Raw genomic sequence first — 22,647 nt, 5'->3', positions numbered from 1 at the left:
TCATGGAACGCATGAGCACGGGTCGCGTCCCATCGGGCCGCGGCCCCTTCTTCAGCCTGCTGACCGCCGAGTCCCGGGGCGCGATCGCCGTCATCCGGATCTGGGGAGACGGGGCGGTGGCGGTTGCCGATGCGGCCTTCCGCCCGAATCGGGGGCCGTCATTGGCGGCATCGCCGACGGGGAGGCCGAGGGTCGGCCGGGTGGGCGAGGGGACGGGAGACGAGGTGGTGGCCGTCGTCGTCGATGGCCATGATGGCCACCCCGAGGCCGAGATCCAGTGCCACGGCGGCCCGGCTGCGGTTTCGCTGGCCGTCGAGGCGGTGGTGGTCGCCGGGGCCGCCCGACGGGCGTCCGAATCGTGGCTCACCCGGAGGGCACCGACCACCATCCGGGCCCAGGCGGAATATGAACTCGGCTTCGCCGAGACGGGCCGGTCCGCCATGATCCTGCTGGACCAGGCCCTCGGGGCCTTCGATGACGAACTTGACCGCCTGGCGTCTCGCGTCATCTCCGAACCGTCGCGGACTGCAGACGACCTCGACGTGCTGATCCGGAGGGTGGGACTCGGCACCCGACTGGTGACCGGCTGGCGGGTCGCCCTGGCCGGTCGGCCGAACGTGGGCAAGAGTCGGCTCCTCAACGCCCTCTCCGGATATGGACGGGCCATCGTCTCGCCGACCCCCGGCACGACCCGGGACGTGGTGACGGCCCGGACCGCGATCGACGGGTGGCCCGTCGAGCTGGCCGACACGGCCGGCCTCAGGTCCACCGACGACCCGATCGAGCGGGGTGGCGTGTCCCTCGCCCGGGCCCGCCACGTCGAGGCCGACCTCGTGCTCCTCGTGCTCGACCTGTCCGAGCCGCTGACCGAGGTCGATCGGGCGCTGATCGCCGAACACCCCTCGGCGATCCTGGCCTGCAACAAGGCCGACCTGACGGCGTCATGGGGACCGGAGGCCGAGTGGGGGGCCTCGCAGATCGTCTCGGCCGAACGGGGCGAAGGGCTGGACGACTTGCTCGGCCGGATCGCCCGACGCCTGGTGCCCGACCCGCCCCCGGAGGGAGCCGCCGTTCCCTTCCGGGTCGGACACGCGAGGTCGCTCGGACGGGCGCTCGGGCTGCTCCGCGGGGGACGTCCCGAGGCGGCGATGCGTGCCCTCCTTCGGCTTCGAGGGAGAGGTGGCTGAGGTACGGTTCCGGTGAGGGCTTGCGTCCCGGTCCGGGCGGGCCGATCATCGGTCCCGCGCGGGATGATCGAACCCCGGGACCGATTCCGGAGAACGAGCGATGGTGACACGAGCGTCGATCGGTCGGGCGGCGATGATCCTTTGCCTGGGGGGGCTGGCGTCGTTCGGCCTCCCGGATTCGGTCGAGGGGGTGCAGGATCCTCCGGTGCTCAGGGCGGGCGCGGCGACGAGCAACATCACGCCCCCGCTGGGCGAGCCGATCGTCGGCAACTGGGACTCGCCCCCGGCGACCCACGTCCACGACGAGTTGCACGCCCGTTGCCTGGTGCTCGACGACGGCGAGGCGAAGCTGGCGATCGTGCTCTGCGACAACGTGGGCATTTCCCGGGACGTCCTCGACGCGGCCCGGTCCCTGGCCGAGGAGGCGACGGGGATCCCCGGCGACCACATCCTGATCGCGTCGACCCACACGCATTCGGCCACCCCCGCCCGCGGCGCCGACCGCCTGGAATCGGCGGGCGAGCTGGAAGGCTACCCCGGGTTCCTCGCGCGTCGGATCGCCGACGGGATCGCCCGCGCCGGGAACAACCTGGAGCCGGCGACGATCGGCTGGGGGGCGGTCGACGTGCCGGGGCAGGTGTTCAATCGGCGATGGTTCCTGAAGCCGGGGAGGACGCTGGCGAATCCCTTCGGGGGGACCGACCGGGTGGTGATGAATCCGAGGCGGGGCGACCCCGATCTCGTCGAGCCCGCCGGCCCGACCGACCCGGAGGTCTCGTTCGTCTCGGTCCGGGCCGCAGACGGGCGGGCGATCGCCCTGCTGGCAAATTACTCCCTGCATTACGTCGGCGGGGTGCCGAGCGGCCACGTCTCGGCCGATTATTTCGGAGCCTTCGCCGAGGAGATCGGCGAGCTGCTCGGGGCCGAGGACCAGGACCCGCCGTTCGTCGGCATGCTGAGCAACGGGACGAGCGGCGACATCAACAACATCGATTTCCGCTCTCCCGGGGAACCGAAGGAGCCCTATGAGAAGATCCGCGAGGTGGCCGAGGAGGTGGCCCAGGCGGTCCATCGGGCCCATCAGTCGATCGAATTCCGGGACCGCGTCCCGCTCGGGGCCGAGGCGGAGGAGCTGACGCTCGCCGCCCGCGTGCCGACCGCCGCGCAGCTCGCCTACGCGCGGGAGGTCCTCGACCGGCCGGAGGATGCCGAGGCGTACCATCCGCGAGAGCGGACCTACGCCGAACGCATCCTGCGGGCCGAGGACGGGCCGGGGGAGGTCACGATCCTGCTCCAGGCGATCCGGATCGGCGAGGTGGGGATCGCGGCGATCCCGTTCGAGGTGTTCGTCGAGACCGGCCTGGAAATCAAGGATCGCAGCCCATTCGAACGGACGTTCACGATCGAGTTGGCCAACGGCTCCTACGGCTACCTGCCCACCCCCCGGCACCACGATCTGGGCGGTTACGAAACCTGGCTCGGCACCAACAGGGTGGAATTCCAGGCGTCGGAGAAGATCCGGGATGTGATCCTCGACCTGTTCGGCCGGCTCGATTCGACGGCCGAATGAACCCGGCCCCCCCGGCGCGACGCCCGGACGACCTCTCCACCGGAAGGAATCTCCGATGACGACGATCCGTCCCGGCCTCTCGGCCTTCTCGCTGCTCGTCCCGCTCCTGCTCCCGTGGTCCGCGATCGGCCGGGACGACGGGGCCGGGCTCGAACCCCGGGATCGCTTCGAGAAGTCGGAGCACATGGTCCCGATGCGGGACGGGGTGAGGCTCTTCACCGCCGTCTACCGGCCCAGGGACGCGGGCCCGGACTCTGCGTACCCGATCCTCATCAATCGGACGCCCTACGGCTGCCGGCCGTACGGGGAGGACGAGTTGCCGGCCCGGATCGGCCCGTCTCGGGAGATGATGGAGGAGGGATACATCGTCGTCTACCAGGACGTCCGGGGGCGGTACCGATCCGAGGGGACGTACGAGAACATGCGTCCCCACGAGCCGGGCGATCTGCCGATCGACGAGAGCTCGGATGCGTACGACACGATCGAATGGCTGCTGGGGAACGTCGAGGGGCACAACGGCCGGGTCGGCATCTGGGGGATCTCCTATCCCGGCTTCTATGCGGCGGCCTCCCTGCCCGAATCGCATCCGGCGCTGGTGGCGGCCTCGCCCCAGGCGCCGATCGCGGATTTCTATTTCGACGACTTCCACCACAACGGCGCGTATACGCTCAGTTACTTCCTGATCACCCCCGTCTTCGGCTACCAGAAGGACGGGCCGGAGGAGTCGGCCTGGTATGAGATCGTCGACCCCGGGACCCGGGACGGCTACAAGTTCTACCTCGACCTCGGGCCCCTCAAGAACGCCGATCGGTACTACGGGGAGGACAACGTCTTCTGGAGGCAGATCGCCGAGCACCCGAATTACGACGAGTTCTGGAGGAGACGCGGCATCCTCCCGCACCTCGACGACGTGAAGGCGGCCGTGATGGTCGTCGGCGGCTGGTTCGACGCGGAGGACCTCTACGGTCCGTTGAACATCTACCAGACCCTCGAGCGCGAGAACCCGGGCGTCTTCAACATGCTGGTCATGGGCCCCTGGAGCCACGGCGACTGGGCCCGGGCGGGAGACGCCCCTCAGGTGGTCGGCAACATCCCCTTCGGGGAGGGGATCTCCGCCTCCTACCAGGAGGGGGTGGAGGCCCGCTTCTTCCGGCACTTCCTCAAGGAGGGCCACGACCCCGACGACCCCGGCCCCGACCTCCCCGAGGCGTACACCTTCGACACGGGCCTGAAGCGGTGGGGAGAATTCGACCGATGGCCCCCGCGAGGGGCCGAGGCCACCTCGATCTACCTGGGGGACGGCCGGTCCCTCGACCGTGAGGCACCCGGACCGGATGACGAGCAGCCGTTCTCCGGGTTCGTCAGCGACCCGGCCACGCCGGTCCCCGACTCCGGGGAGATCCGGATGGTCATGACCCCCCGGGCCTACATGACCGACGATCAGCGTTTCGCCAGCCGGAGGCCGGATGTGCTCTCGTTCCGATCGGAAGTCCTGGAGGAGGACGTGACCCTCGCCGGCCCGATCGACGCCCACCTGTTCGTGGCCACGACCGGGACCGACGCCGATTGGGTCGTCAAGCTGATCGACGTCTACCCGAGCGACACCCCCCCGCCCGACGGCTCCCCTGAGGGGGTCGAGTTCGGCGACTACGAGCAGCTCGTCCGGGGGGAGATCCTCCGGGGTCGATTCCGGGACGGCTTCGAGGAGCCGGTCCCGTTCGTCCCCGGGGAGGTCACCGAGGTCGATGTGCCTCTCCAGGACGTCTACCACACCTTCAGGAAGGGGCATCGAATCCTGGTGCACGTCCAGAGCAGCTGGTTCCCGCTCTTCGACCGCAATCCCCAGACGTTCGTCCCGAACATCTTCGAGGCGGATGACGACGACTTCGTCGCCAGGGAGCACCGCGTCTACCATTCGGCCGAATTCCCCAGCCGCCTGGACGTCCGGATCTTGCCCGCGGGGGACTAACCCTCGGGCGTGTGGGTCACTCGGTCGGGCCGAGGTCCTTGATCATCTGCAAGACGAACTGGTTCAATTCGTCGATCCCGTGCAACGCCTGGGCGACGGCCTGTTCCAGCGGGGCGAGTTGCCTGGCCTCGAAGTCCCGGCTGACGGGGTCGTCCCACTCCTCCCGGGAGCGGTCCCAGTGCGCCCGAAGGGCCTTGATGTCGTGCTGGAGCTTGCCGGCACCTGCGGTGATGTTCGAGGGGCGCATGGGTTCGGGCTCCGTCGAGATCAGTTCGACTCCGGGAGGGGCTCAGGGAGGCCGCCCGAAGGGCCGGGGGGGGGCATCCCGGACGATTCCCGGGGTGGGGCCGTGCTGACGTAGGATTCGAGTGCGGTGATCATCCGGTCGAGCATCGCGATCATCCGCTCGACGTCGATCGAGGCGGCGTCGCTCAGGGAGCGGGTGCGCCCCTGGTATTCGGAGAGGGCGTGCTGGAACCGCGGCACCCAGCGGCGGATCGAGGCGAGCTTACGCTCGGCCTCCTCGATGCGATGCTTGCAGAGCCGCAGCGCCTCCTTCTCCTGGGTCACGTCGGGCACGTAACCCTCGGTCCTCTGGAGGTTCTTGCGGTGCAGGGCGGACCGGGCCTCGTTCATCCGCTGGTCCCAGAGCCTGACCTGGGACTTCCAGTAGCGGGGCTGGTCATGCTCCAGCCACTCCCGGACCCGTCGCAATTCGATGTCGATGCCGCCGAGGGCATGCTTCGCCCCGTCGGCGAACTCGACCAGGGCGGACCGGAACCGGGTGAGGGCCTCGATCGACTGGACTCGGGCCTGCTCGGCCATGCCGGTGCCCCCCCTCCCGGGTCATCGCTGCTGCAGGTAGTCTTCGATCCGCTCGGCCTTCTTCATCAGGAAGGGGACGTGCTGCTCCGAGGCCTGGATGAAGCGGTTGACGACGTTCATCGTCTGGCGGAACTCCTCGACGAACTTGTCGTGCTCGCGATCCCGCCAGGTGGCACCCAGGTTGTTCACCTGGCCGTTGAGCACGGTCATCCGGGCCGTCAGGTCGTTGTTGAACTGCTTGAGGCTCTGGGCGAACCGGCGCAGCTCCTCGGGGTCGACATGGGCTTGCGGCATCGTCCTTGGCTCCGAGAAGGGGAGCGATTCGAACCGATCACATCAGCCTACCGGCCGGGCGGACGGGGTGTAAAGCGGTGGCCGGTGCGTCCCCCGAGAGTGCGTTTCGACCAACCGATCCCGGACGTTGCCTGGTTGCCTTCGTGTGCCGATCTGCTTTAATCGGAATGCGGCGACTTGCCAATCTAGGGCAAGATGTCATGTTCGGGCGACGAATCGGGCCAGATGGGCCGGGTCGGCGGCCGCCCAGACGCGAGTTTCGGCGTCTTTGCACGATTAGGACAAGACGATGTCCCAAGGGAACGGCCAGGATCGTGGTCGGCCTGTCGATCGCGGCCGAGGTGACCGATATACGACGAAGGTGGAGGACGTGGTCCTCGGCGAACGCAAGGTCATCCGCAAGCGGCGGGCTGACTTCCATCTCCTCAAGGGAGACGAGGGTCTCGACTACCGGACCGGATTGGCCCTCTCCGGGGGCGGGATCCGGTCGGCCTGCTTCAACCTGGGGATGCTGGAGGCGCTCGATGAGCAGGCCTTCGACGCGGATCCGGAACTCGAGGGCTCGCCCGATGAGGTGCTGCCCGGCGTCGAGCCGAAGGGGGCGGCGCGGGGCGAGCGTCCGCGCTACCTGGAGCTCTTCGACTACCTCTCTTCGGTCTCCGGGGGGAGCTATGTCGCCGGGCATCTGGCGACGACCATGGTTCCCGATCCGGGCAGCTCGAGGGCAGACCGGGCCCCGGAGGGGATTGCCGCGTCGAACTCCCGATTCGGCAAGATCGAGTTCGTCTCCGACTCCGTCCCGAGGTGGTCTTGGGCCGTGGGCGTCTGGTTCGTGGGATTCGCGTTCCAGGTGGTGAAGACGGGGTCCCTGTTAATCTGGGTGCTGGGGACGCTCGCGCTAATCTTCCGCACGATCGACTCCCCCTTCGCGTCGAGCTTCCTGGGGCTCGTCGGGATGGGAGCTGACGTGCCCCGGGGCTTCGTCCCGTTCTGGCTGTCCCTGGGGGGAATCGGCGTCGCCTTCGCGTTGCGCAATCGTCCCCGTCGGATGAGGATCTGGCTGAGTGTGTGCGTGACCGTCGTGTTTTTGTACTGCGGCTGGGTCGCGGTCGCGTCGCACTGGGAGCGCAGCCTCTTCAGGCCGCTGCCCGGCAGGGCGCCGGACTGGCTCTTCAACGCCTGGTTCGCCGCACACCTGGTCTCCCTCGGTGTTGCGGTCCTGTCCGCGGTCGTGTTCCTCCGGGTCAAGGCCCGGTCTGCCGGGGGGACCGCGGTGGGGACCGGGTCGAACCCGAAATGGCTGTTCATCCTCCCCCTGTTGACGCTTCTTTTTTGTATCGCCGGGCTGGTCACGACCGGGGACATCGACGTCGGTGGCGGGGAGGCGGTCGGGGCGAGTGCCGCTGGGCAGGGGTGGTCGAAGTTGCTGACCCTCCTCGGGCAGCAGGCTTACCATGCGGCGATCGCGGCGCTCGGGCTCACCTCGCTGGCGTTTTTCCGGTGGAGGGACCTCCTTCGGAGCACTCGGTCGATCTCCGACCACCTGACCGCGAGTCGCCTGAGGCCGGTCTACCAGGTCGTGATCTTCCTCTGCAGCTATGGCTTCCTGCTATTGCTGGTCTTCGTCCTCTACGGCATGGTCGCCCGGGAGGACGTCTCGGGGTTCAACCGTCGCCGGAATGCCATCCCGAAGGAGGCGTTCAACTTCCGGGATTTCAGTGATTGGGATCTCGCCTGGCAGCGGATCCACGCGGGGGCGTCCGAGACCGATCCCGCGACGTCGGCCGAGGGGGAGCAAGCCTCGACGCCACCGGGCCGGGCCGGTCGGGCGACGGAGGCGGGAGAGCAATCCATTCCGGTCGTCGAAGGCGCGATTTTGGACCAGACCTCGCCGACTTCCCGCCCTGTCGCCGGAGTGGGCTGGGGACGCCTCGCGGCTCGTTTGCTGGCCGTCCGGGACGGCTCCTCGTCGACCGGGCTGGCCGAGGAGGTCCGCCTGAACCAGCGCATCGAGCGGCTCGACTCCCATCCCTGGCTGCGGCGCGTCGTCCTCGACGCGCCGGAGCGATACAGGCTCGAGAACGAGCGGAGGGTCAAGCGGGACGAGGTGGCGAGGGCGATCGCCGACAGGGTCTTGAGCTGCTCGGACCTCTACTCCGACATCCTCACCGCCGAGTCCGAGGTCTCCTTCTTACCGTCCCCCGGAACAGGGTCCGACCCGGGACCGGTCCGGGAGGGGGGGGCCGTGAATCGCGGCTTCTGGGATCGATACATGCAACGGGCCAGGTATCTCCAATCCCTGGAGTCGCAGGTCGATTCCGGCGAGGAGGGCGCGATCCTGCAGGCCGCGATCCGCAACAATAATCGGGACGGGCTGAGGCTGTACCTCGGCGACCTGATGCGAGTCCGCCGGGGCAGCGGGCCCGACGTGATCTTCTCGTCGGTGGTCTGGGGGGAGGACCAGTGGGCCAGGGTCGAGATCATCGCGATCTCGCTCGGCATCTGGCTGCTCTGCTGTCTGGTCGACGTGAACCACTTCTCGCTGCACGCGTTCTACCGGGAGCACGTCCGGGACCGCTGGCTCGGCGGCCGTCTCGGCCCGTCCGGGTCCGGTTGGCTGCACGACGACCGGGGTTCCTACCTCGGCTTGCCCGCCGGATCGGCCCGGATCCGGGGGCGGGAGGGCCCGTCCCAGGGCGGGGCGGTCAAGCGTCGCGCCCCGTTGCTGCTGATCAACGCCACGGTGCAGGGTCACCGGGCGCTGGGGCTGGAGCCGGAACTGGCGAAAGACATCTTCACCTTTTCCCCGGTCGCGATCGGTTCCAAGGAGACCGGGTTCTGGCTCAACGGCCGGGAGGGGAGCAAGCCCTCGAACGAGTTCGCGCGGAGGAACCAACTGGACCTGGCCAATCTGGTCGCCATCTCCGGGGCGTTCCTCTCGCCCGGTCAGGTGGCGAACCCGGCTTTGGCGGCGATCCTGCATCTGCTCAACATCCGCACCGGGCTCTGGATCCGGGACCTCGGCGAGCCGCCCGAGGGAGGACCCCTTGGCCGATACGCCGCGTCCAAGGGGTCGGCCTTAGAGTGGCTGGGGTTCCACGTCTTCCAGTCGTTGGGGATCGATCGGCAGGGGGACCGCCGATACCTGCTGACCGACGGGGCCCACGTTGAGAACCTGGGGCTCAAGGCCCTCCTGGATCGCGGTTGCGCGTTGATCGTCGCCTCGGATTGCAGCCAGGACGACGACCCCGAACTCCGCCTCGGCGCCCTGATGGAGGTCCTTCGCCAGGCCCGGATCGACGGGATCGAGATCGGCCCGTTCCTCAGCCCGGCGGCGTACGGCCATTGGCTGGACACCGGGAGGCTCGAAGAGTTCCCCGGCCCCCTCCCGGGGTGCCGTCGTCAGGGCGGTTGGGGACTCCAACTCGTCCTCTCCCGGGCGGACGAGGCCCGGATCGGTTCGGAACCCGGCCAAGGCGCTCCGTCATCGGTGCCGTACACGCCGTCGGCCGACTCCGATGGTCAGGCGACGGGGGAGGATGGGTCGGGCGAAGTCCCGTCGGGCCCCCGGGACGGTCCCGCTGTCCCCGAACCGACCCCTTCCCCCATCTCGGCGACTCCCTCGGGGGTGTCGCTCTCCCGGGAGCATTTCCTCTTCGCCCACGTCCGGTACTGCGACGGGGCCGAGGGGGTGCTGATCTACGTCCGGCCGACCTTGACCGGGGACGAGGGGGAAAGCCTCCTCCGCAGGAGCCCCGAGTCGCTGTTCCCCGACGACCCGCCGCTGGACCAGTTCTATACCGCCTCCCGGATGAACACCTATCGCCTGCTCGGCCGCCACATCGGGAGGGAGCTCGCCTCTGAACCCGAATTCCAACGGGCGTTGGAATCGATCGCGCGAGGCGAATCGCCGGTCCCCGAGAAGTCCCGGGATCCGTCCCGGCCCCCGGGCGACTCCTGCGAGTCGTGCCGCCTGGCGGGCTCGTGCATCGGGCACGTCGAACGCCAGTACCGCGTCGGCGAGGGGGTGGCCCGGGGGGCCGCGCAATACGGGTAGGTGGGGCCCACCGGTGTGGCCCCGGCCTCCCCGGCCAGAAGCCGCAGGCCGGAACCGCCTCCCGCCCGACATGACCCCCGGGCTTGCCGGGCGGGAGGCGGTTCGGATATGATCGGTTTATTCGCGGGGTCCTGACAATACGCCCCGCGCCGACCGCCCGGCGAGGGCGGTCGATGTGAGGCGAATCGCACGGTCGAGGTTCTTTCGAGATGGCTCACAAGAAAGGTCAGGGCTCCAGCCGCAACGGTCGCGATTCGAACGCGCAGCGGCTGGGAATCAAATTGTTCGGCGGCCAGCACGCCAAGGCCGGTGCCATCATCTGCCGGCAGCACGGCACCAAGTGGCGGCCGGGCAAGAATGTCGGCGTCGGCCGTGACTGGACCATCTTCGCCCTGAAGGAGGGCGAGGTCTATTTCGATCAGGAAGGCCGCCGGATCAACGTCCGTCCGGTCGAGGTCGTGGCCAACGCCTGACGGCCGGGGGGCTCCCGACCGGCGATCCTCGATCGTCCCCACAGCGATGCCCGGCCATCGGTCCCCGACTCGGGGGGAGTGGCCGGGCGTCGTGCATTCTCGAAAGTCGTGAAGGATGTTCGTCGATCGGGTGACGCTCCAGGTCAAGGGGGGCGACGGTGGCAACGGCTGCGTCAGCTTCCGCCGAGAGAAATACGTGCCCCGGGGCGGCCCCAATGGCGGCGACGGCGGCGACGGCGCGCATGTCATCGTCCGGGCCATCGAGGGGTTGACCAACCTGGCCCACCTCTCCGGGATGCGCCACTTCCGTGGCGACCGTGGCCAGCACGGCATGGGCAGCAATCGGGACGGCCGGTCGGCCGAAGATGTCTACATCGACGTCCCCGTCGGCACGATCGTTCGGGACCACGCACGGGGCCATGTCCTACGCGACCTGAAGTCCCCGGGCGATCACGTCGTCGTCGCCCGGGGCGGCAAGGGCGGTCACGGCAATGAGCATTTCAAATCGGCCACCAACCGGGCCCCCCGGCAGGCCGAGCCGGGGCAGCCGGGCGAGGATCGCTCGATCGAGCTGGAGCTGAAGGTCATCGCCGACGTCGGGCTGATCGGCCTGCCCAATGCGGGCAAGTCGACCCTGCTCTCCCGGATCAGCCGGGCGCACCCGGAGATCGCCGATTACCCGTTCACGACCAAGTACCCGAACCTCGGGGCGGTGGTCGTCGAGGACGATGCCTTCATCGTCGCCGACATTCCAGGCCTGATCGAGGGGGCCCATCAGGGGCATGGGCTCGGGCACGAGTTCCTCCGCCACGTCGAGCGGACTGGCCTGCTCGTCCACCTGGTCGAGGCGGTGCCGATCGACGGCTCCGACCCGGTCGAGAATTACCGGGTCATCCGCAACGAACTGGAGCGGTACAGCCCCGCCCTGGCCACCCGGCCGGAGATCCTGGTGCTCACCAAGCTGGACGTGACCGGGGCCGAGGAGGTCATCGGGCGCGTCTCCCACGAACTCTGCCGGGAGCCGATGACCATCTCGGCCGTCACCGGGAGGGGGATCCCCCCGCTGATTTCCCGGATCATCGAGGTCCTCCACCGGACCCGACGGGAGGAGGCCGGGGCCGAGGCCGAGGCCAGGGTCGGGGGCCGCTGACGGCCCTTCCGCCCATCCGAGGTCCCCTTCGAGATCGAGGAGGGTCGAGTGCCTCCCCCCGCCCTCGTGATCGACATCGGCAATTCGCGGATCAAGTGGGGACGGCTCGACGAGGGAGGACGCCTCGTCGGGTCGATGGCCACGACGATCGGGGATCAGGCCTCGTGGGGCATGATACTGGACCGTCTGGCGATGGGGGGAATCCTCGAGGTCTCGGTCGCCTCGGTCAACCCTCCGGCGGCGGAGCGGCTCGGGGAGACGCTCCGGGGACGGGGGATCGGGCCGATCCGGTGGTACCGGTCCGCCGCGGATGTGCCGGTCCGCCACGGACTCGAAGCGCCCGGCCGGACCGGGGCCGATCGGGCCCTGGCTGTCCTGGCGGCGGTCTCGGGGAAGGGGCATTCCGGCCCGGGGATCGTGGTGCAGTGCGGTACGGCGATCACGGTGGAACGGATCGGCCCTGACGGCGGGTGGCAGGGGGGGGCCATCGGGATCGGTCTCTCGCTCGCCTCCCGGGCATTGCACGCCGGGACGGCCCAACTCCCCGACTTCGCCTCGCTGCTTTCCGAAATCGAGCCCCCCGCCTGGGGTGCCTCGACCCGCCCCGCGATGACTGCCGGGATCGTTTGGGGGGCCGTCGGGACGATTCGAGAGCTGATCGCCCGGCTATCCGAAGGGACTGACCCACCGCCCTGGGTCGTCTGGACCGGGGGAGACGCATCGGGCCTTGCGCCGCTCGTGGGAGGGCGACTTACCGAGGTCGAGCCGGATCTCGTGCTGATCGGCCTCTCGATTGCTCGGACCACTCCCGTCACGAGCCGATGACGGGAATCGACTCGACCGGGCCGAGCCGATAGAATCGTCGCTCCCGCCCGGGCCGAAGGCGGACTCCGCACGTCCCGCCTGGCCTCCCGGAACGACCAGACCCTGGGACACATCGAGATGAAGAGCCTCAAGGGACACTTCCTCGTCGCGTCCAGGAGTTTGGCCGATCCGAATTTCGTCCGGACGGTGCTGCTGATGATCGAGCACACGGATGCGGGGGCGGCCGGGATCGTGCTCAACCGGCCGACCGGGGCCTCGCTCGCCGAGGTCTCCGAGGAGGCCTTCGGGCGGCTGGTCGAATGGGACAAGCCGATTCACCTCGGCGGCCCCGTACCCGGCCCGCTCATCGCGTTGCACTCGCTCGAGGGGCTGGGGGACCAGGAGGTGCTCGATGGCCTGTTCTCGACCGTCGACCCCGACAAGCTCCAGGAGTTGATCCGCCTCCGGGTCGAGCCGTCCCGGTTCCTGGCGAATTACGCGGGCTGGGGGGCTGGACAACTCGAGATGGAGCTGGACCAGGATTCCTGGATCATCTCCCCTGCCGACCCGGAAGTTGCCCTGAGGGGAGGGGACGTGAGCATGTGGGAGGAGGTGCTCAAGCACCTCTCCGCGAGCCTGCTGGCCGATGCGCTCGGGCTGGATCAGCTGCCGGACGACCCCAGCCTCAATTGAGCGGGATCGTCACGGGGACTCCTGCCTGGGAGGCCGAAGTTACGCGATCGACGTTCATCGCGCTGCTCCTCGCGGACCTCCGGATCGAAACCGAGGATGGCCGTCCGGACGTGGGCTGGTTGTCCGTCGCTGACCTCGGCGATGGGGAACCGGATTGACCGGCGATCCCAGCGATCCCGACGCTGTCCCTCGGGAAGCCGGCTCGTTCTTCCGGCGGCGTTCGGACCGGCCGTCCTCGCTCGACCTCGCCTCCGATGCCGTCCCCGGTTCGTCCCCGGCCCGGGTGGGGGACGGGAGCGATCCTCGCCGATCGTTGACTACCCACGTCGAATGGACGACCCGCCGAAGGCGCCCCAGCTCCGCCGGATCAACGCGGGCGGGAGCATGGCCCGCTTGGGGCGGGATCACTCCTCCGGAGGCCGGCGGGGGGGGCGGGTGGCGAGCTGTTCCCAGTAGCGACGGAGGGTGAGGGCGAGTTCGCGATAATTCTGGAAGTCGGCGGGCTTCTGGACGAACGTGTTTGCGCCGGAGTGGTAACTGCGCCAAACGTCCTCGTCCCGACCGGAGGTCGTGAGGACGACCACAGGGATGGTCCGGAGGACGGTGTCGGTCTTGATCCTGAGGAGGAGTTGGCCGCCGTCGGGGCCGGGGAGGTTCAGGTCGAGCAAGACGAGGTCGGGGACCTGATCCGCGGGTGTCGATGGGTCGGCGAGGCGGTCGAGGCAGGCCATCGCCGAGGCGCCGTCGCCGAGGATCGACAGCCGGTGGGTGAAGCCGGCCTCGGCCAGGGCCCGACGGATGATGAGGACGTCGGAGGGGCTGTCCTCGACCAGGAGGATGTGGAACTCAACGGGCATGGATCGCGTCGTCCGGGGCGTTGGCCGGTGCCGTCGGGCCGTGGCCGGAACTCGGCAGGTGGGTGGTGAGTGAGCCCGAGGGAGCGATCGGCAATTCGACGAAGAAGGTTGAGCCCTCGCCGGGACTGCTCTCGACCCAGATCCGGCCGCCGTGGGCCCGGGCGATCTTCTGGCAGATGGCCAGGCCTGCGCCGGTCCCATCGTAGCGGTCTCGGGCGTGGAGCCTGCGGAACATCTGGAAGATCTTGTCGTGGAACTGGGGATCGATGCCGATCCCGTTGTCCCGGATCGCCAGCGTCACCCTGCGGCCGTCCCCGGGGGAATGCGTGGGGATGACCCCGATCTCGACCCGGGGCTGCCCCGATTCATTATACTTCAGGCCGTTGCCGATGAGGTTCCCCAGCAACTGGCCGATCCGGGTGCGGTCCCCCCAGCAGGTCGGCAAGGGCCCGGTGGCGGTGACCTCGGCCCCCTTGGCCCGGATCAGCTCGGCGTAGTCGACGCGGAGGGTGGCCAGCACCAAGTCCAGAGGGACCGGGCCGAAATCCGCCGCCGTCCGCCCGGCCCTTGAGAGTTCGAGGAGATCCTGGATCAGGGTCCGCATCCGGCTCGAGGCCTCGGTCAGGTAGTCGAGGTACTCGATCGCCTGCTCGTCGAGCCGGTCGGTGTACTCCTGCCTCAGGAAGCCGGAGAAGGCGATCAGGGTCCGGACCGGCTCCTGGAGGTCATGGGAAATGACGTACGAAAACTCGTCCAGCTCGGTGTTCTTCCGAGACAGCTCGTCGTTGATCCGGGCGAGCCGGTCGTTGTTCCGGCGCAGCTCGGCCTCCAATCGCTTGCGGGTGGTAATGTCCTGGGCGACGCTCCGGGAGTGAAGCAAGCGGCCCTCGCTGTCCCGGACGGCCACGGCGGTGACGAAGACGTCGATCTCCCGGCCGTCGACGGCCGCCCATCGGCTCTCGGCCTCGATCCGGCCGTCCTGGAGATACTGAGCGAACCGGCCCCGGAAGGTCGGGCGATCCGACACGGGGAGGAGGTTCTCGTAGGGGCGGCCGATCAGGTCCCGTCGGCTGTATCCGAGGGTCTTCAGCAGGGTGTCGTTGCAGACGAGCAGCCTCCCTTCCAGGTCGAGGCTGAAGTACATCGCCGGGGCGTTCTGATACAGGTCGCTGTAGCGATCCTTCAGCTCTGCTAGGGCTCGATTCGTCCGCCTCAGTTCGTCATTCAGGCGGATCAGCTCACGGGTCCTCCGGCGTTCCTCGCGCCGGGCCCGGATTTGTTCGGTCACGTCGGTCACGTGGCACCGCAGGTATACGGCCACGCCGTCGGGGCCGTATCGGGCCGAGACGTTCAGTTCGACCGCCTTCCGGTCCCCCCCGAGGGTCCCCATCCGGTAGACCAGGCCGAGTGCCTCGCCCCGACCGGAGACGTCCCGGAGCTGCCTCCCGGCGGGGACGCGGTCGTCGGGATGGAGGAGTTCCAGGATCGAGAGGTCCCGGAGTCGATCCAGCCCGGCGCCCAGGAAGGTTTGCAACGCCGGGCTCGCCTCGGTCCAGCGGAGCGAGCCGGGGTCGAGCCGGCCGATCATGTCTTCCCCTTCGAATGAATTCGACGAGGAGGATTCACCGCCGCCGGGTTCGGACGGTGGGTTGAACAGCCCGCTGCGCGTCATGGCCTCCCGGGGATGGCCGGAGGAGCCCGCGTTGAGCGCCCGCATCGAGAAGCTCAAGCGATCCTGGAGGTCGACGACCGATCGGGCCAGGACCTGCACCTCGATCGGGGCGTCCCGGCCGACCTTCGGTCTCGGGGAGGGGATGACCAGGCCGATCCCCTGGGGGCGGTCGACCAGCGTCTCGTTGATCCGCCTGATCGGCCTTCGCCACCGGCGACGCGTGCAATCGACCCCCCAGATCACCCCGATCGGCAAGGCCACCGCTGCGCCGAGCAGCGCCCCGGCCAACCCGTCGGGTAAGCCCCGGACGACGGCAAGGCCGGCGCTGGCGGCCAGGATCCCGGCCGCCAGCGCGACCATGGCATCGATGCCCGGCCCTCGAATCCGTCGATCCCGGCCGTCACGGCTCCAGCTCATGGTCGACCTCACTCCAGGCATGGGGGACGACCCGGGCCGCGCTGGCGGGACCTCGGCCAGAGCCTCCGGCGTCCCCGTAGGCTCCCACCCTCTCGGTCGCGACGACCGCGTCCGCCGAGTCTCCCGGACCTCCGCGCTCAGGGAGGTCGGCCCGGGGATTCCTCGGAGGTCGGCAGCCAGAGGAGGAAGCAGGCCCCCCCTTCGGGCCGGTTGCAGGCCGAGAGTCGGCCGCCGTGCTCACGGAGGATCTCGGCGCCGAGGTAGAGGCCATAGCCGGTCCCGGTCTCCTTGGTGGTGAAGAACGGCTCGAAGATGCGGTTGAGCAACTCCTCGGGGATGCCGGGGCCGTCGTCCAGCACCTCGATGCGGATCCCGGTTCGCCCCTCGTCGACGGCGGGGACAATCCGGAGTTCCAGCCGTCCCGAGTCCCGCCGGGAGAGCATCGCCTCTCGGGCGTTGATCATCAGATTGAGCAGGACTTGGAGCAGCCGCCCCGCGTCCGCCCGGACCGGGGAGATCGGGCCGTCCGGGGGAATGACGACGACCTCGATGCGCCCCTGCTTCGGATCGGATCCCTTTCGGAAGTAGTCGATGGCCTCCAGCACGAGCGGCTCGAGCTCCAGCGGATGGAGCACGGGCGGGCCTCCTCGGACGGTGGCCATCAGGTGCTCCAGGCGGACTTGCAGGAGCTGGACGCTGCGGATGATCGGGTCGGCGAAGCGGAGGGCCGGGTTTTCCTGGTCCAGCTGCATCCGCATCAGCTCGGCATTCCCCCGGATCACGCCCAGCGGGCCCCGGATCTCGTGGACGATCCCGGCCAGCAGGCGGCCGATCTGGGCCATTTGCTCGTTCAAGAGCGAGGTGTTGGCCATCTGACGGTACCGGCAGAGGCGGCGAACGCGCGCGAGGAAGACCTCGGGGGCGGCGTCCTTGGGTACGTAGTCGTCGGCCCCGGCCTCCAGGCCGGCGAGCACGTCCGCCTCGTGATCGCGTACCGTCAGCATCAGGACGGGGATGCCGCCGATCATCGGGTCAGCCCGCAGCGCCCGGCAGACGGTATGTCCATCAATGTCAGGCAGGTTGATGTCGAGGATGACGACGTGGGGCCGGACGGCCAGCGTCGTCGCCAGGGCCTGGGAGCCGAGGTCGACTTCGTGGACACGGAAGTCGGCCTTGCGCAGCAGGAGGCGGAAGTAGGCGCGATCGGCCGGGTTGTCGTCGACGATCAGGACGTCGCTCATTACCGATTCGCCCGCGATCCGGTCCCCACGGAGTGTCGTCCCGCCGGCCGTCGACCGTCTGAGGCGGCCCGACGTCGATCGATCGATCGCCCGGCCCGTCGGGCGAGGTCGCGGGCCCGGCCTCCGTGCGGGGCACGGCGAGGGTCGGCCGCGGTCCCGGAGCCATCGCGACGATCCCATCATGGCAAACTCGGCCGCAACGATCAATCGCCAGCCCGGCAGGGAATCGGCATTGAGGTTGCAGCCTCTGTCCGTGACGACTAGCCTACAGGCAAGCTGGCCGGGACTTGCGCCGAGGATGAAGGAACGCACCGGACCCTATCGGATATCGATGCCATCATGAGTACGACCACCCCGCCGACCGGCACCCGACCCCGAGGCGCGACGCTCCATCCCTCGGACGTCGACCACCTGATCCACGCCAACCACTGGGATCCGTTCGGGGTGCTCGGGCCGCACCCGGTGGGGGAGAATGGCCGGGCGGCGGTCGCGATCAGGACCCTGGCCCCGGATGCCCGGAAGGCCTGGGTCGTCGACCTGTCCGGCGGCGAGCCGGGTCGCCGGGTCGAGATGGAGCGGCTCCACCCCGCCGGGCTGTTCGAACTGGTCATCACCGGGCGGTCCTCCGCCCCCCCGTACCGGATCGCCGTCGAGAACGGCGAGGGGCACTCCTGGCAGTATGTCGACCCCTATCGGTTCGGACAGGTGCTCTCGGACTTCGACATCTACCTGCTCGGCGAGGGCAACCACCTGAGGGCGTACGACAAGCTCGGTGCCCACGTCCGGGAGGTCGACGGCATCCGGGGGGTCCACTTCGCCCTCTGGGCCCCGAACGCCCGGCGGGTCAGTGTCGTCGGCAACTTCAACCATTGGGACGGCCGACGCCACCCGATGCGGAACCTCGGACCGACCGGCCTTTGGGAGGTCTTCATCCCCGACCTCGAACCGGGAGAGGTCTACAAGTACGAGGTCAAGAGCCGTTACAACGATTACCTCGTCTCGAAGGCCGACCCCTTCGGCTTCTACGCCGAGCAGCGTCCCCAGACCGCCTCGATCGTCTGGGACGTCGACGGCTTTAACTGGGACGACTCGGAGTGGATGGCTCGACGCGAACAGCGTCAGGCCCTCGACGCGCCGATCTCCGTCTACGAGGTCCACCTCGGTTCCTGGAGGCGTAAGGCCGAGGACAACGGCTATCTCAGTTATCGGGAGCTGGCCGAGCAACTGGCCGCCTACGTGACCGAGATGGGATTCACCCACGTCGAGCTATTGCCGATCAGCGAGCACCCCTTCGACGGCTCCTGGGGCTACCAGCCGGTCGGCCTGTATGCCCCCACCTCGAGGTTCGGCTCACCCGACGAGTTCGCCACCTTCGTCGACACGCTGCATCGCCACGGCATCGGCGTGATCGTGGATTGGGTCCCTGCCCACTTCCCCCGCGACATGCACGGGCTGGGCTTCTTCGACGGCACACACCTCTACGAGCACGAGGATCCCCGCCTCGGGGAGCACCGCGACTGGGGCACCAAGATCTACAACTTCGGCCGCGCCGAGGTGCGCAACTACCTGCTGGCCAATGCCCTCTTCTGGCTGGACAAGTACCACATCGACGGCCTCCGGGTCGACGCGGTCGCCTCGATGCTCTACCTGGACTACAGCCGAAACCCGGGAGAGTGGGTCCCCAACGCGTTCGGAGGCAACGAGAACCTGGAGGCGATCGACTTCCTCAAGAAGTTCAACGAGTCGGCCCATGCCCAGTTCCCCGGCGTCCTGACGATCGCCGAGGAATCCACCGCGTTCCCGGGCGTCTCGCGGCCGACTTACATCGGCGGCCTCGGTTTCAGCCTGAAATGGAACATGGGCTGGATGAACGACACGCTCCGGTATTTCGCCAAGGATCCCGTGTATCGCAAGTACGAGCACGGCAGCCTGACGTTTAGCCTCGTCTACGCCTTCACCGAGAACTTCATGCTCCCCCTGTCGCACGACGAGGTGGTGCACGGCAAGCGGGCGTTGCTCGACAAGATGCCCGGCGACCAGTGGCAGAAAGTCGCCAACCTCCGCCTTCTTCTCTCGTACCAGTGGACTCACCCGGGCAAGAAGCTCCTCTTCATGGGGTGCGAATTCGGCCAGTGGCGCGAGTGGGGCGAGTCCCAGAGCCTGGACTGGCACCTGCTCCAGTGGCCCGACCATCACGGCCTCCAGCGGATGGTCGCCGACCTCAACCGGATCTACTGCTCCGAGCCGGCCTTGCACCAGATCGACTTCGAGTGGCAGGGATTCGACTGGCTCGAGCTGCACGACTGGGAGAACAGCGTGCTCGCCTATCTTCGGAAGGGGAAGCACCCCGGCGACGAAGTCATCGTCGTCTGCAACTTCACCCCATGCCTGCGGGAGGGCTACCGCATCGGCGTGCCCCACGGGGGCGGCTATCGCGAGCTTTTCAACTCGGACGCCGCCATCTACGGCGGCTCCAATGCCGGGAATGCCGGCTATCTCGAGTCGATCCCCGAGCACCACGCCGGCCGCCCCTATCACCTCAACCTCACGCTGCCGCCCCTCGGGGTGATCATCCTCAAGGCCCAGTCAGGCGGTTGAGCCGACGACGGGGCGAGTCGCCGGGCGTCGGGGCGGACTGCCGGACGGCGTCGCCCCGCCCGGACTCATCGGGGTTGGCCCGGCGTCCCGTTCTCGGGAAACCGGGCCGATGATCAGGCCGGGGCATCGGCCCATTTCCGCCGGATAGCTTCCGCCACCGAGGCGATCGCGGGATCATTCGCGATCCGGATCGATGCGGCCCGGCAGGCATGGCGGATCGATTTGGGGTCGCGGTCGCCGAAGGCGGCCCCGAGGGACGCAAAGCTGGAGCGGGTCAGTTCCCGGGACAGCAGGATCGCCAGGTGCCTCGGCACGACGAGGGCGGCACGGCGGCTGGATGATCGCAAGTCGCGGACCCGTAGGCCGAATCGGGATGCGACCGCCCGGGAGATCTCCGCGATCGAGGCGGCGGGGGCTGTCGCCTCGTCGTCCGCGAGAAGGGCGGCGGCCATGACGCGGTCGATGGGTCGGCGATCGACTCGGGCGTTCAGCTCCAGCCGGGCGATCCAGCCCTCCAGGGTCCGGTAGCCATCGGCGGCCTCGGCCAGCAGGTCGATCGCCTCGGCGGTCATGGCGACCCCCCGGGCACGAGTGCGATCGAGGAGGAATCTCCGGCGCGAGGGAGGTCCAGGCCCATCGATTCGGGCGGTCAGCCCGGCCCGGAGCCGATCGGCGAGGCGACGGGGCCATGACTCCCACCGGCCGGGGTCGTCACGGACGGTCACGGCCACGGACGCCCCGGCGGCGTCCAGTTCGTCGAGCGTCGGTTCCAGTTCGGCCAGGGCGAGGGGTGACCGGGACAGGGGGTTCAGGTCATCGATCGCGAGCAGGTCCAGGTTCCGGTAGCGGAGACGCAATTCGGACCAGGCCTCGGAGGAGTTGAGATCGCCCGCCTCGTGACAATCGGAGACGAACACCTCGCCGGGGATCAGTGCGATGGCCGCACCAGAATTCCTGGAGACCCGATCGGCGGCCATCGCCTCCAGGATCCGGCTCTTCCCCGAACCCGATGGCCCGATCAGGACCAGGGGTGATTCGCCGGTCGCCCCCCGGGCGAGTTCCCGGGCCGCGGCATGGGCCAGGCTGTTCTCCGGTCCGACGAGGAAACCGTCCCAGGGGCCGGGAGGATTCCGGCCCGGATCGGGCGGGCGTGACGACGGTTCCATCCGTCCGGCCTCGGGTTGCGTTCAGGATCGGTCGCGAAGGGCGCGGTCGATGTCGCGCTTGGTTTCCCTGGCCTTGATGGCGTCGCGTTTGTCATGGAGCTTGCGACCCCGGGCTATGGAGATCTCGACCTTGGCGAGGCCTTTCTTGAAATAGAGTTGCAACGGGACGATGGTCAGCCCCTTCTCGGCGGCCTTGGTCTTGAGCCGTTCGATCTCCCGACGGTGGAGTAGCAGCTTTCGGGGACGCTTGGGGGTGTGGTTCATCCGGTTGGCCTGGAGGTACTCGGGGATGTCGACCCCGTAGATCCAGACCTCGTCCCGATCGATGCTCGCGTAGGCTTCCTCCAGGCTCGCCTTGCCGCCCCGCAGGCTCTTGACCTCGGTGCCGGTCAGGACGATCCCCGCCTCGACCTTCTCCAGCAGGTCGAACTCATGCCGGGCGCGGCGGTTCCGGGCAACCACCTGGATGCCGTCTCCCTTGCCGTCCTGCTGCTTGCCGCCGCCCTTCTTGGCCATCGGAGAATCCTTCGCACGAGGGGACGGCCGCCCCGCTAGCGGGGGCTCGGCCGTGTGAGCGAATTCTAAAGGCCGCGTCCAAGGCCGGGCAAGGTGGCACGCTCACGCCGAGCCGGAACCGGACCGGGATGCCTCGCAGGCGGCGAGGACCTCGGAGACGATCCCCTCCCGGTCGCCCGATTCGGGGACGAGGAGGGCACCCCCGCGGCTGCTCTCGCCGAGATCTCGATACGGGCGATCCCAGCCGAGGATTACGGCGACGGTCGGGCTCGGGGCGCCCTGGATGGCCCCGGCGACTTCCGCCGCCCGGATCAAGAGTCGTCGGGGGTTGCCGGCCATCGTCGTAGGACCATCGGGAGGCTCGGGGAAGAGGATCATCGAGGCGCGATCCAGCTCTCGGGACAGGTCGCAATCCGAGACGAGCCATGAGGACGGTGCGGATTTCCGGACACGCGTGCGCTCGGCGTCGAGCAGCCGGGCCGTCGCCTCGATCCGGTCGAGCCGCTCCAGCGTCAATTCATAGCGTTCGGAGTCCGTCAGCTCGTTCGGGTCGCGATCCCCTGCCGAGATGCCCTGATGCAGGTCGAGCGGCGGCCCGGCATCGAGACGCTCGGCCACGTCGAGGGCGATCGAGCGGGCGAGCCCGGGGTCGGCTCCCCGATCGATCGCCACGAGGCCCGGCCGGCGGTCGAGCTGGGCGAGCAGCTCGCGGACGGTCCGATGCGTGATCGGGTCGCGGGCGTGTGGGGCGACCTTCGCCATCGGGGCGAGGACGAACCGGCGGACGGCGAACCGGGGATGGGGGACCGTAAGGTCGGGCGAGTCGATGATCCGATCGCCGAAGAGGATCAGGTCCAGGTCGAGCGTCCGGGCATCCCATCGGACCTCGCGGACCCGGCCGGCGCGTCGCTCGATTTCGAGCAGCAGGCGATGCAATTCGAAGGGATCGAGCGTCACCTCCAGGGCCGCCGCCGCGTTCAGGAACGCCCCCTGGCCGCCGGGCCCGCCGACCGGGGCGGTCGTGTGGTATCGGCTGACGGCCCGGACGACGACGCCCGGCGCGGCGTCGAGGTCGGCGATCGCGCGTTTGAACGTCGCCCTGCGGTCGCCGAGGTTGCTGCCGAGGGTGATCAACGCCGGGGTCATTCCCATCGCGAT

The 22,647-nt window shown here is 68.9% G+C and carries 18 protein-coding genes; 9 read left to right on the top strand and 9 right to left on the bottom strand.

Annotated features, from left to right (window positions below; genetic code table 11):
* Positions 1–2: 2 nt before the first annotated feature.
* From ElP_RS26505 to ElP_RS26495, 3 genes are all read left to right on the top strand, one after another.
* Positions 3–1,187 carry a GTPase gene (locus ElP_RS26505; RefSeq protein WP_197446387.1) on the top strand — a complete coding sequence of 395 codons (1,185 nt, stop codon included), beginning with the start codon at positions 3–5 and terminating at the stop codon, positions 1,185–1,187.
* Between the two features lie 100 nt (positions 1,188–1,287).
* A complete protein-coding gene (locus tag ElP_RS26500) occupies positions 1,288–2,757 on the top strand; it encodes a hypothetical protein (RefSeq protein ID WP_197446386.1) in 1,470 nt (489 codons plus the stop codon).
* A 55-nt stretch (positions 2,758–2,812) separates the two neighbouring features.
* A complete protein-coding gene (locus ElP_RS26495; RefSeq protein ID WP_145275373.1) occupies positions 2,813–4,726 on the top strand; it encodes a CocE/NonD family hydrolase in 1,914 nt (637 codons plus the stop codon).
* A 16-nt stretch (positions 4,727–4,742) separates the two neighbouring features.
* Here ElP_RS26495 and ElP_RS26490 read toward each other — a convergent pair whose 3' ends face one another.
* The 3 genes from ElP_RS26490 to ElP_RS26480 are packed head-to-tail and all read right to left on the bottom strand — an operon-like array spanning position 4,743 to position 5,845.
* On the bottom strand, positions 4,743–4,973 hold the full coding sequence (locus ElP_RS26490; protein WP_145275370.1) for a hypothetical protein: 231 nt from the start codon (positions 4,971–4,973) through the stop codon (positions 4,743–4,745).
* Positions 4,974–4,993: 20 nt separating this feature from the next.
* The gene (locus ElP_RS26485; RefSeq protein ID WP_145275367.1) at positions 4,994–5,551 is read right to left on the bottom strand and encodes a hypothetical protein; all 558 of its coding nucleotides are present in this window, start codon (positions 5,549–5,551) and stop codon (positions 4,994–4,996) included.
* Between the two features lie 21 nt (positions 5,552–5,572).
* On the bottom strand, positions 5,573–5,845 hold the full coding sequence (locus ElP_RS26480) for a WXG100 family type VII secretion target (protein ID WP_145275364.1): 273 nt from the start codon (positions 5,843–5,845) through the stop codon (positions 5,573–5,575).
* 361 nt (positions 5,846–6,206) lie between these two features.
* Here ElP_RS26480 and ElP_RS26475 point away from each other — a divergent pair, with 361 nt between their 5' ends.
* The 5 genes from ElP_RS26475 to ElP_RS26455 all read left to right on the top strand — a co-directional run bounded on the left by ElP_RS26475 (position 6,207) and on the right by ElP_RS26455 (position 13,022).
* Positions 6,207–9,902: a hypothetical protein gene (locus ElP_RS26475; RefSeq protein ID WP_145275362.1), complete on the top strand. Its 3,696-nt coding sequence runs from the start codon at positions 6,207–6,209 to the stop codon at positions 9,900–9,902.
* A gap of 209 nt (positions 9,903–10,111) precedes the next feature.
* Positions 10,112–10,375, top strand: coding sequence for a 50S ribosomal protein L27 (gene rpmA / locus ElP_RS26470; RefSeq protein ID WP_145275359.1), 264 nt, complete (start codon positions 10,112–10,114; stop codon positions 10,373–10,375).
* A 115-nt stretch (positions 10,376–10,490) separates the two neighbouring features.
* Positions 10,491–11,525, top strand: a complete 1,035-nt coding sequence (gene obgE, locus ElP_RS26465; protein WP_145275356.1) for a GTPase ObgE — start codon at positions 10,491–10,493, stop codon at positions 11,523–11,525.
* A gap of 48 nt (positions 11,526–11,573) precedes the next feature.
* Positions 11,574–12,350, top strand: a complete 777-nt coding sequence (locus ElP_RS26460) for a type III pantothenate kinase (RefSeq protein ID WP_145275353.1) — start codon at positions 11,574–11,576, stop codon at positions 12,348–12,350.
* Between the two features lie 117 nt (positions 12,351–12,467).
* The gene (locus ElP_RS26455; protein WP_145275350.1) at positions 12,468–13,022 is read left to right on the top strand and encodes a YqgE/AlgH family protein; all 555 of its coding nucleotides are present in this window, start codon (positions 12,468–12,470) and stop codon (positions 13,020–13,022) included.
* A gap of 404 nt (positions 13,023–13,426) precedes the next feature.
* On the opposite strand, the gene ElP_RS26450 is transcribed toward ElP_RS26455, so the two are convergent.
* From ElP_RS26450 to ElP_RS26440, 3 genes are all read right to left on the bottom strand, one after another.
* Positions 13,427–13,879, bottom strand: a complete 453-nt coding sequence (locus ElP_RS26450; RefSeq protein ID WP_145275347.1) for a response regulator — start codon at positions 13,877–13,879, stop codon at positions 13,427–13,429.
* Entirely contained in the window at positions 13,869–15,968 is a 2,100-nt protein-coding gene (locus ElP_RS26445) for a sensor histidine kinase (RefSeq protein WP_145275344.1), read from the bottom strand. The genes ElP_RS26450 and ElP_RS26445 overlap by 11 nt, the downstream gene beginning before the upstream one ends.
* A 137-nt stretch (positions 15,969–16,105) precedes the next feature.
* Complete coding sequence (locus tag ElP_RS26440; RefSeq protein WP_145275342.1) at positions 16,106–17,209, bottom strand: response regulator; 1,104 nt, start codon at positions 17,207–17,209, stop codon at positions 16,106–16,108.
* Between the two features lie 339 nt (positions 17,210–17,548).
* On the opposite strand from ElP_RS26440, the gene glgB reads away from it, so the two are divergent.
* Positions 17,549–19,807 (top strand): 1,4-alpha-glucan branching protein GlgB, encoded by a 2,259-nt coding sequence (gene glgB, locus ElP_RS26435; protein WP_145275339.1) that lies wholly within the window; start codon positions 17,549–17,551, stop codon positions 19,805–19,807.
* 113 nt (positions 19,808–19,920) lie between these two features.
* Here the strand turns inward: glgB and ElP_RS26430 are convergent, their stop codons facing one another.
* The 3 genes from ElP_RS26430 to folK form a co-directional block, all read right to left on the bottom strand.
* Positions 19,921–20,973, bottom strand: a complete 1,053-nt coding sequence (locus ElP_RS26430) for a DnaA/Hda family protein (RefSeq protein ID WP_145275336.1) — start codon at positions 20,971–20,973, stop codon at positions 19,921–19,923.
* A gap of 21 nt (positions 20,974–20,994) precedes the next feature.
* A complete protein-coding gene (smpB, locus tag ElP_RS26425) occupies positions 20,995–21,489 on the bottom strand; it encodes an SsrA-binding protein SmpB (RefSeq protein ID WP_145275334.1) in 495 nt (164 codons plus the stop codon).
* 102 nt (positions 21,490–21,591) lie between these two features.
* Positions 21,592–22,641 (bottom strand): 2-amino-4-hydroxy-6-hydroxymethyldihydropteridine diphosphokinase, encoded by a 1,050-nt coding sequence (gene folK / locus ElP_RS26420; protein ID WP_231749270.1) that lies wholly within the window; start codon positions 22,639–22,641, stop codon positions 21,592–21,594.
* Positions 22,642–22,647 lie beyond the last annotated feature (6 nt).

It is taken from the genome of Tautonia plasticadhaerens (assembly GCF_007752535.1).
GTDB classification, from domain to species: Bacteria; Planctomycetota; Planctomycetia; order Isosphaerales; family Isosphaeraceae; genus Tautonia; species Tautonia plasticadhaerens.
Note: the sequence above shows the minus strand (reverse complement) of the source record. Positions and strands in the feature narration are given on the sequence as shown.

Excerpts from the sequence above, each read along its gene's own strand:
- ElP_RS26480 (WP_145275364.1), bottom strand. The coding sequence starts at position 5,845 with ATGCCGCAAGCCCATGTCGACCCCGAGGAGCTGCGCCGGTTCGCCCAG.
- ElP_RS26450 (WP_145275347.1), bottom strand. The coding sequence starts at position 13,879 with ATGCCCGTTGAGTTCCACATCCTCCTGGTCGAGGACAGCCCCTCCGAC.
- ElP_RS26495 (WP_145275373.1), top strand. The coding sequence starts at position 2,813 with ATGACGACGATCCGTCCCGGCCTCTCGGCCTTCTCGCTGCTCGTCCCG.
- folK (WP_231749270.1), bottom strand. The coding sequence starts at position 22,641 with ATGGGAATGACCCCGGCGTTGATCACCCTCGGCAGCAACCTCGGCGAC.
- ElP_RS26430 (WP_145275336.1), bottom strand. The coding sequence starts at position 20,973 with ATGGAACCGTCGTCACGCCCGCCCGATCCGGGCCGGAATCCTCCCGGC.
- rpmA (WP_145275359.1), top strand. The coding sequence starts at position 10,112 with ATGGCTCACAAGAAAGGTCAGGGCTCCAGCCGCAACGGTCGCGATTCG.
- ElP_RS26505 (WP_197446387.1), top strand. The coding sequence starts at position 3 with ATGGAACGCATGAGCACGGGTCGCGTCCCATCGGGCCGCGGCCCCTTC.
- glgB (WP_145275339.1), top strand. The coding sequence starts at position 17,549 with ATGAGTACGACCACCCCGCCGACCGGCACCCGACCCCGAGGCGCGACG.
- ElP_RS26445 (WP_145275344.1), bottom strand. The coding sequence starts at position 15,968 with ATGAGCTGGAGCCGTGACGGCCGGGATCGACGGATTCGAGGGCCGGGC.
- ElP_RS26440 (WP_145275342.1), bottom strand. The coding sequence starts at position 17,209 with ATGAGCGACGTCCTGATCGTCGACGACAACCCGGCCGATCGCGCCTAC.
- ElP_RS26455 (WP_145275350.1), top strand. The coding sequence starts at position 12,468 with ATGAAGAGCCTCAAGGGACACTTCCTCGTCGCGTCCAGGAGTTTGGCC.
- ElP_RS26485 (WP_145275367.1), bottom strand. The coding sequence starts at position 5,551 with ATGGCCGAGCAGGCCCGAGTCCAGTCGATCGAGGCCCTCACCCGGTTC.
- smpB (WP_145275334.1), bottom strand. The coding sequence starts at position 21,489 with ATGGCCAAGAAGGGCGGCGGCAAGCAGCAGGACGGCAAGGGAGACGGC.
- ElP_RS26490 (WP_145275370.1), bottom strand. The coding sequence starts at position 4,973 with ATGCGCCCCTCGAACATCACCGCAGGTGCCGGCAAGCTCCAGCACGAC.
- obgE (WP_145275356.1), top strand. The coding sequence starts at position 10,491 with ATGTTCGTCGATCGGGTGACGCTCCAGGTCAAGGGGGGCGACGGTGGC.
- ElP_RS26500 (WP_197446386.1), top strand. The coding sequence starts at position 1,288 with ATGGTGACACGAGCGTCGATCGGTCGGGCGGCGATGATCCTTTGCCTG.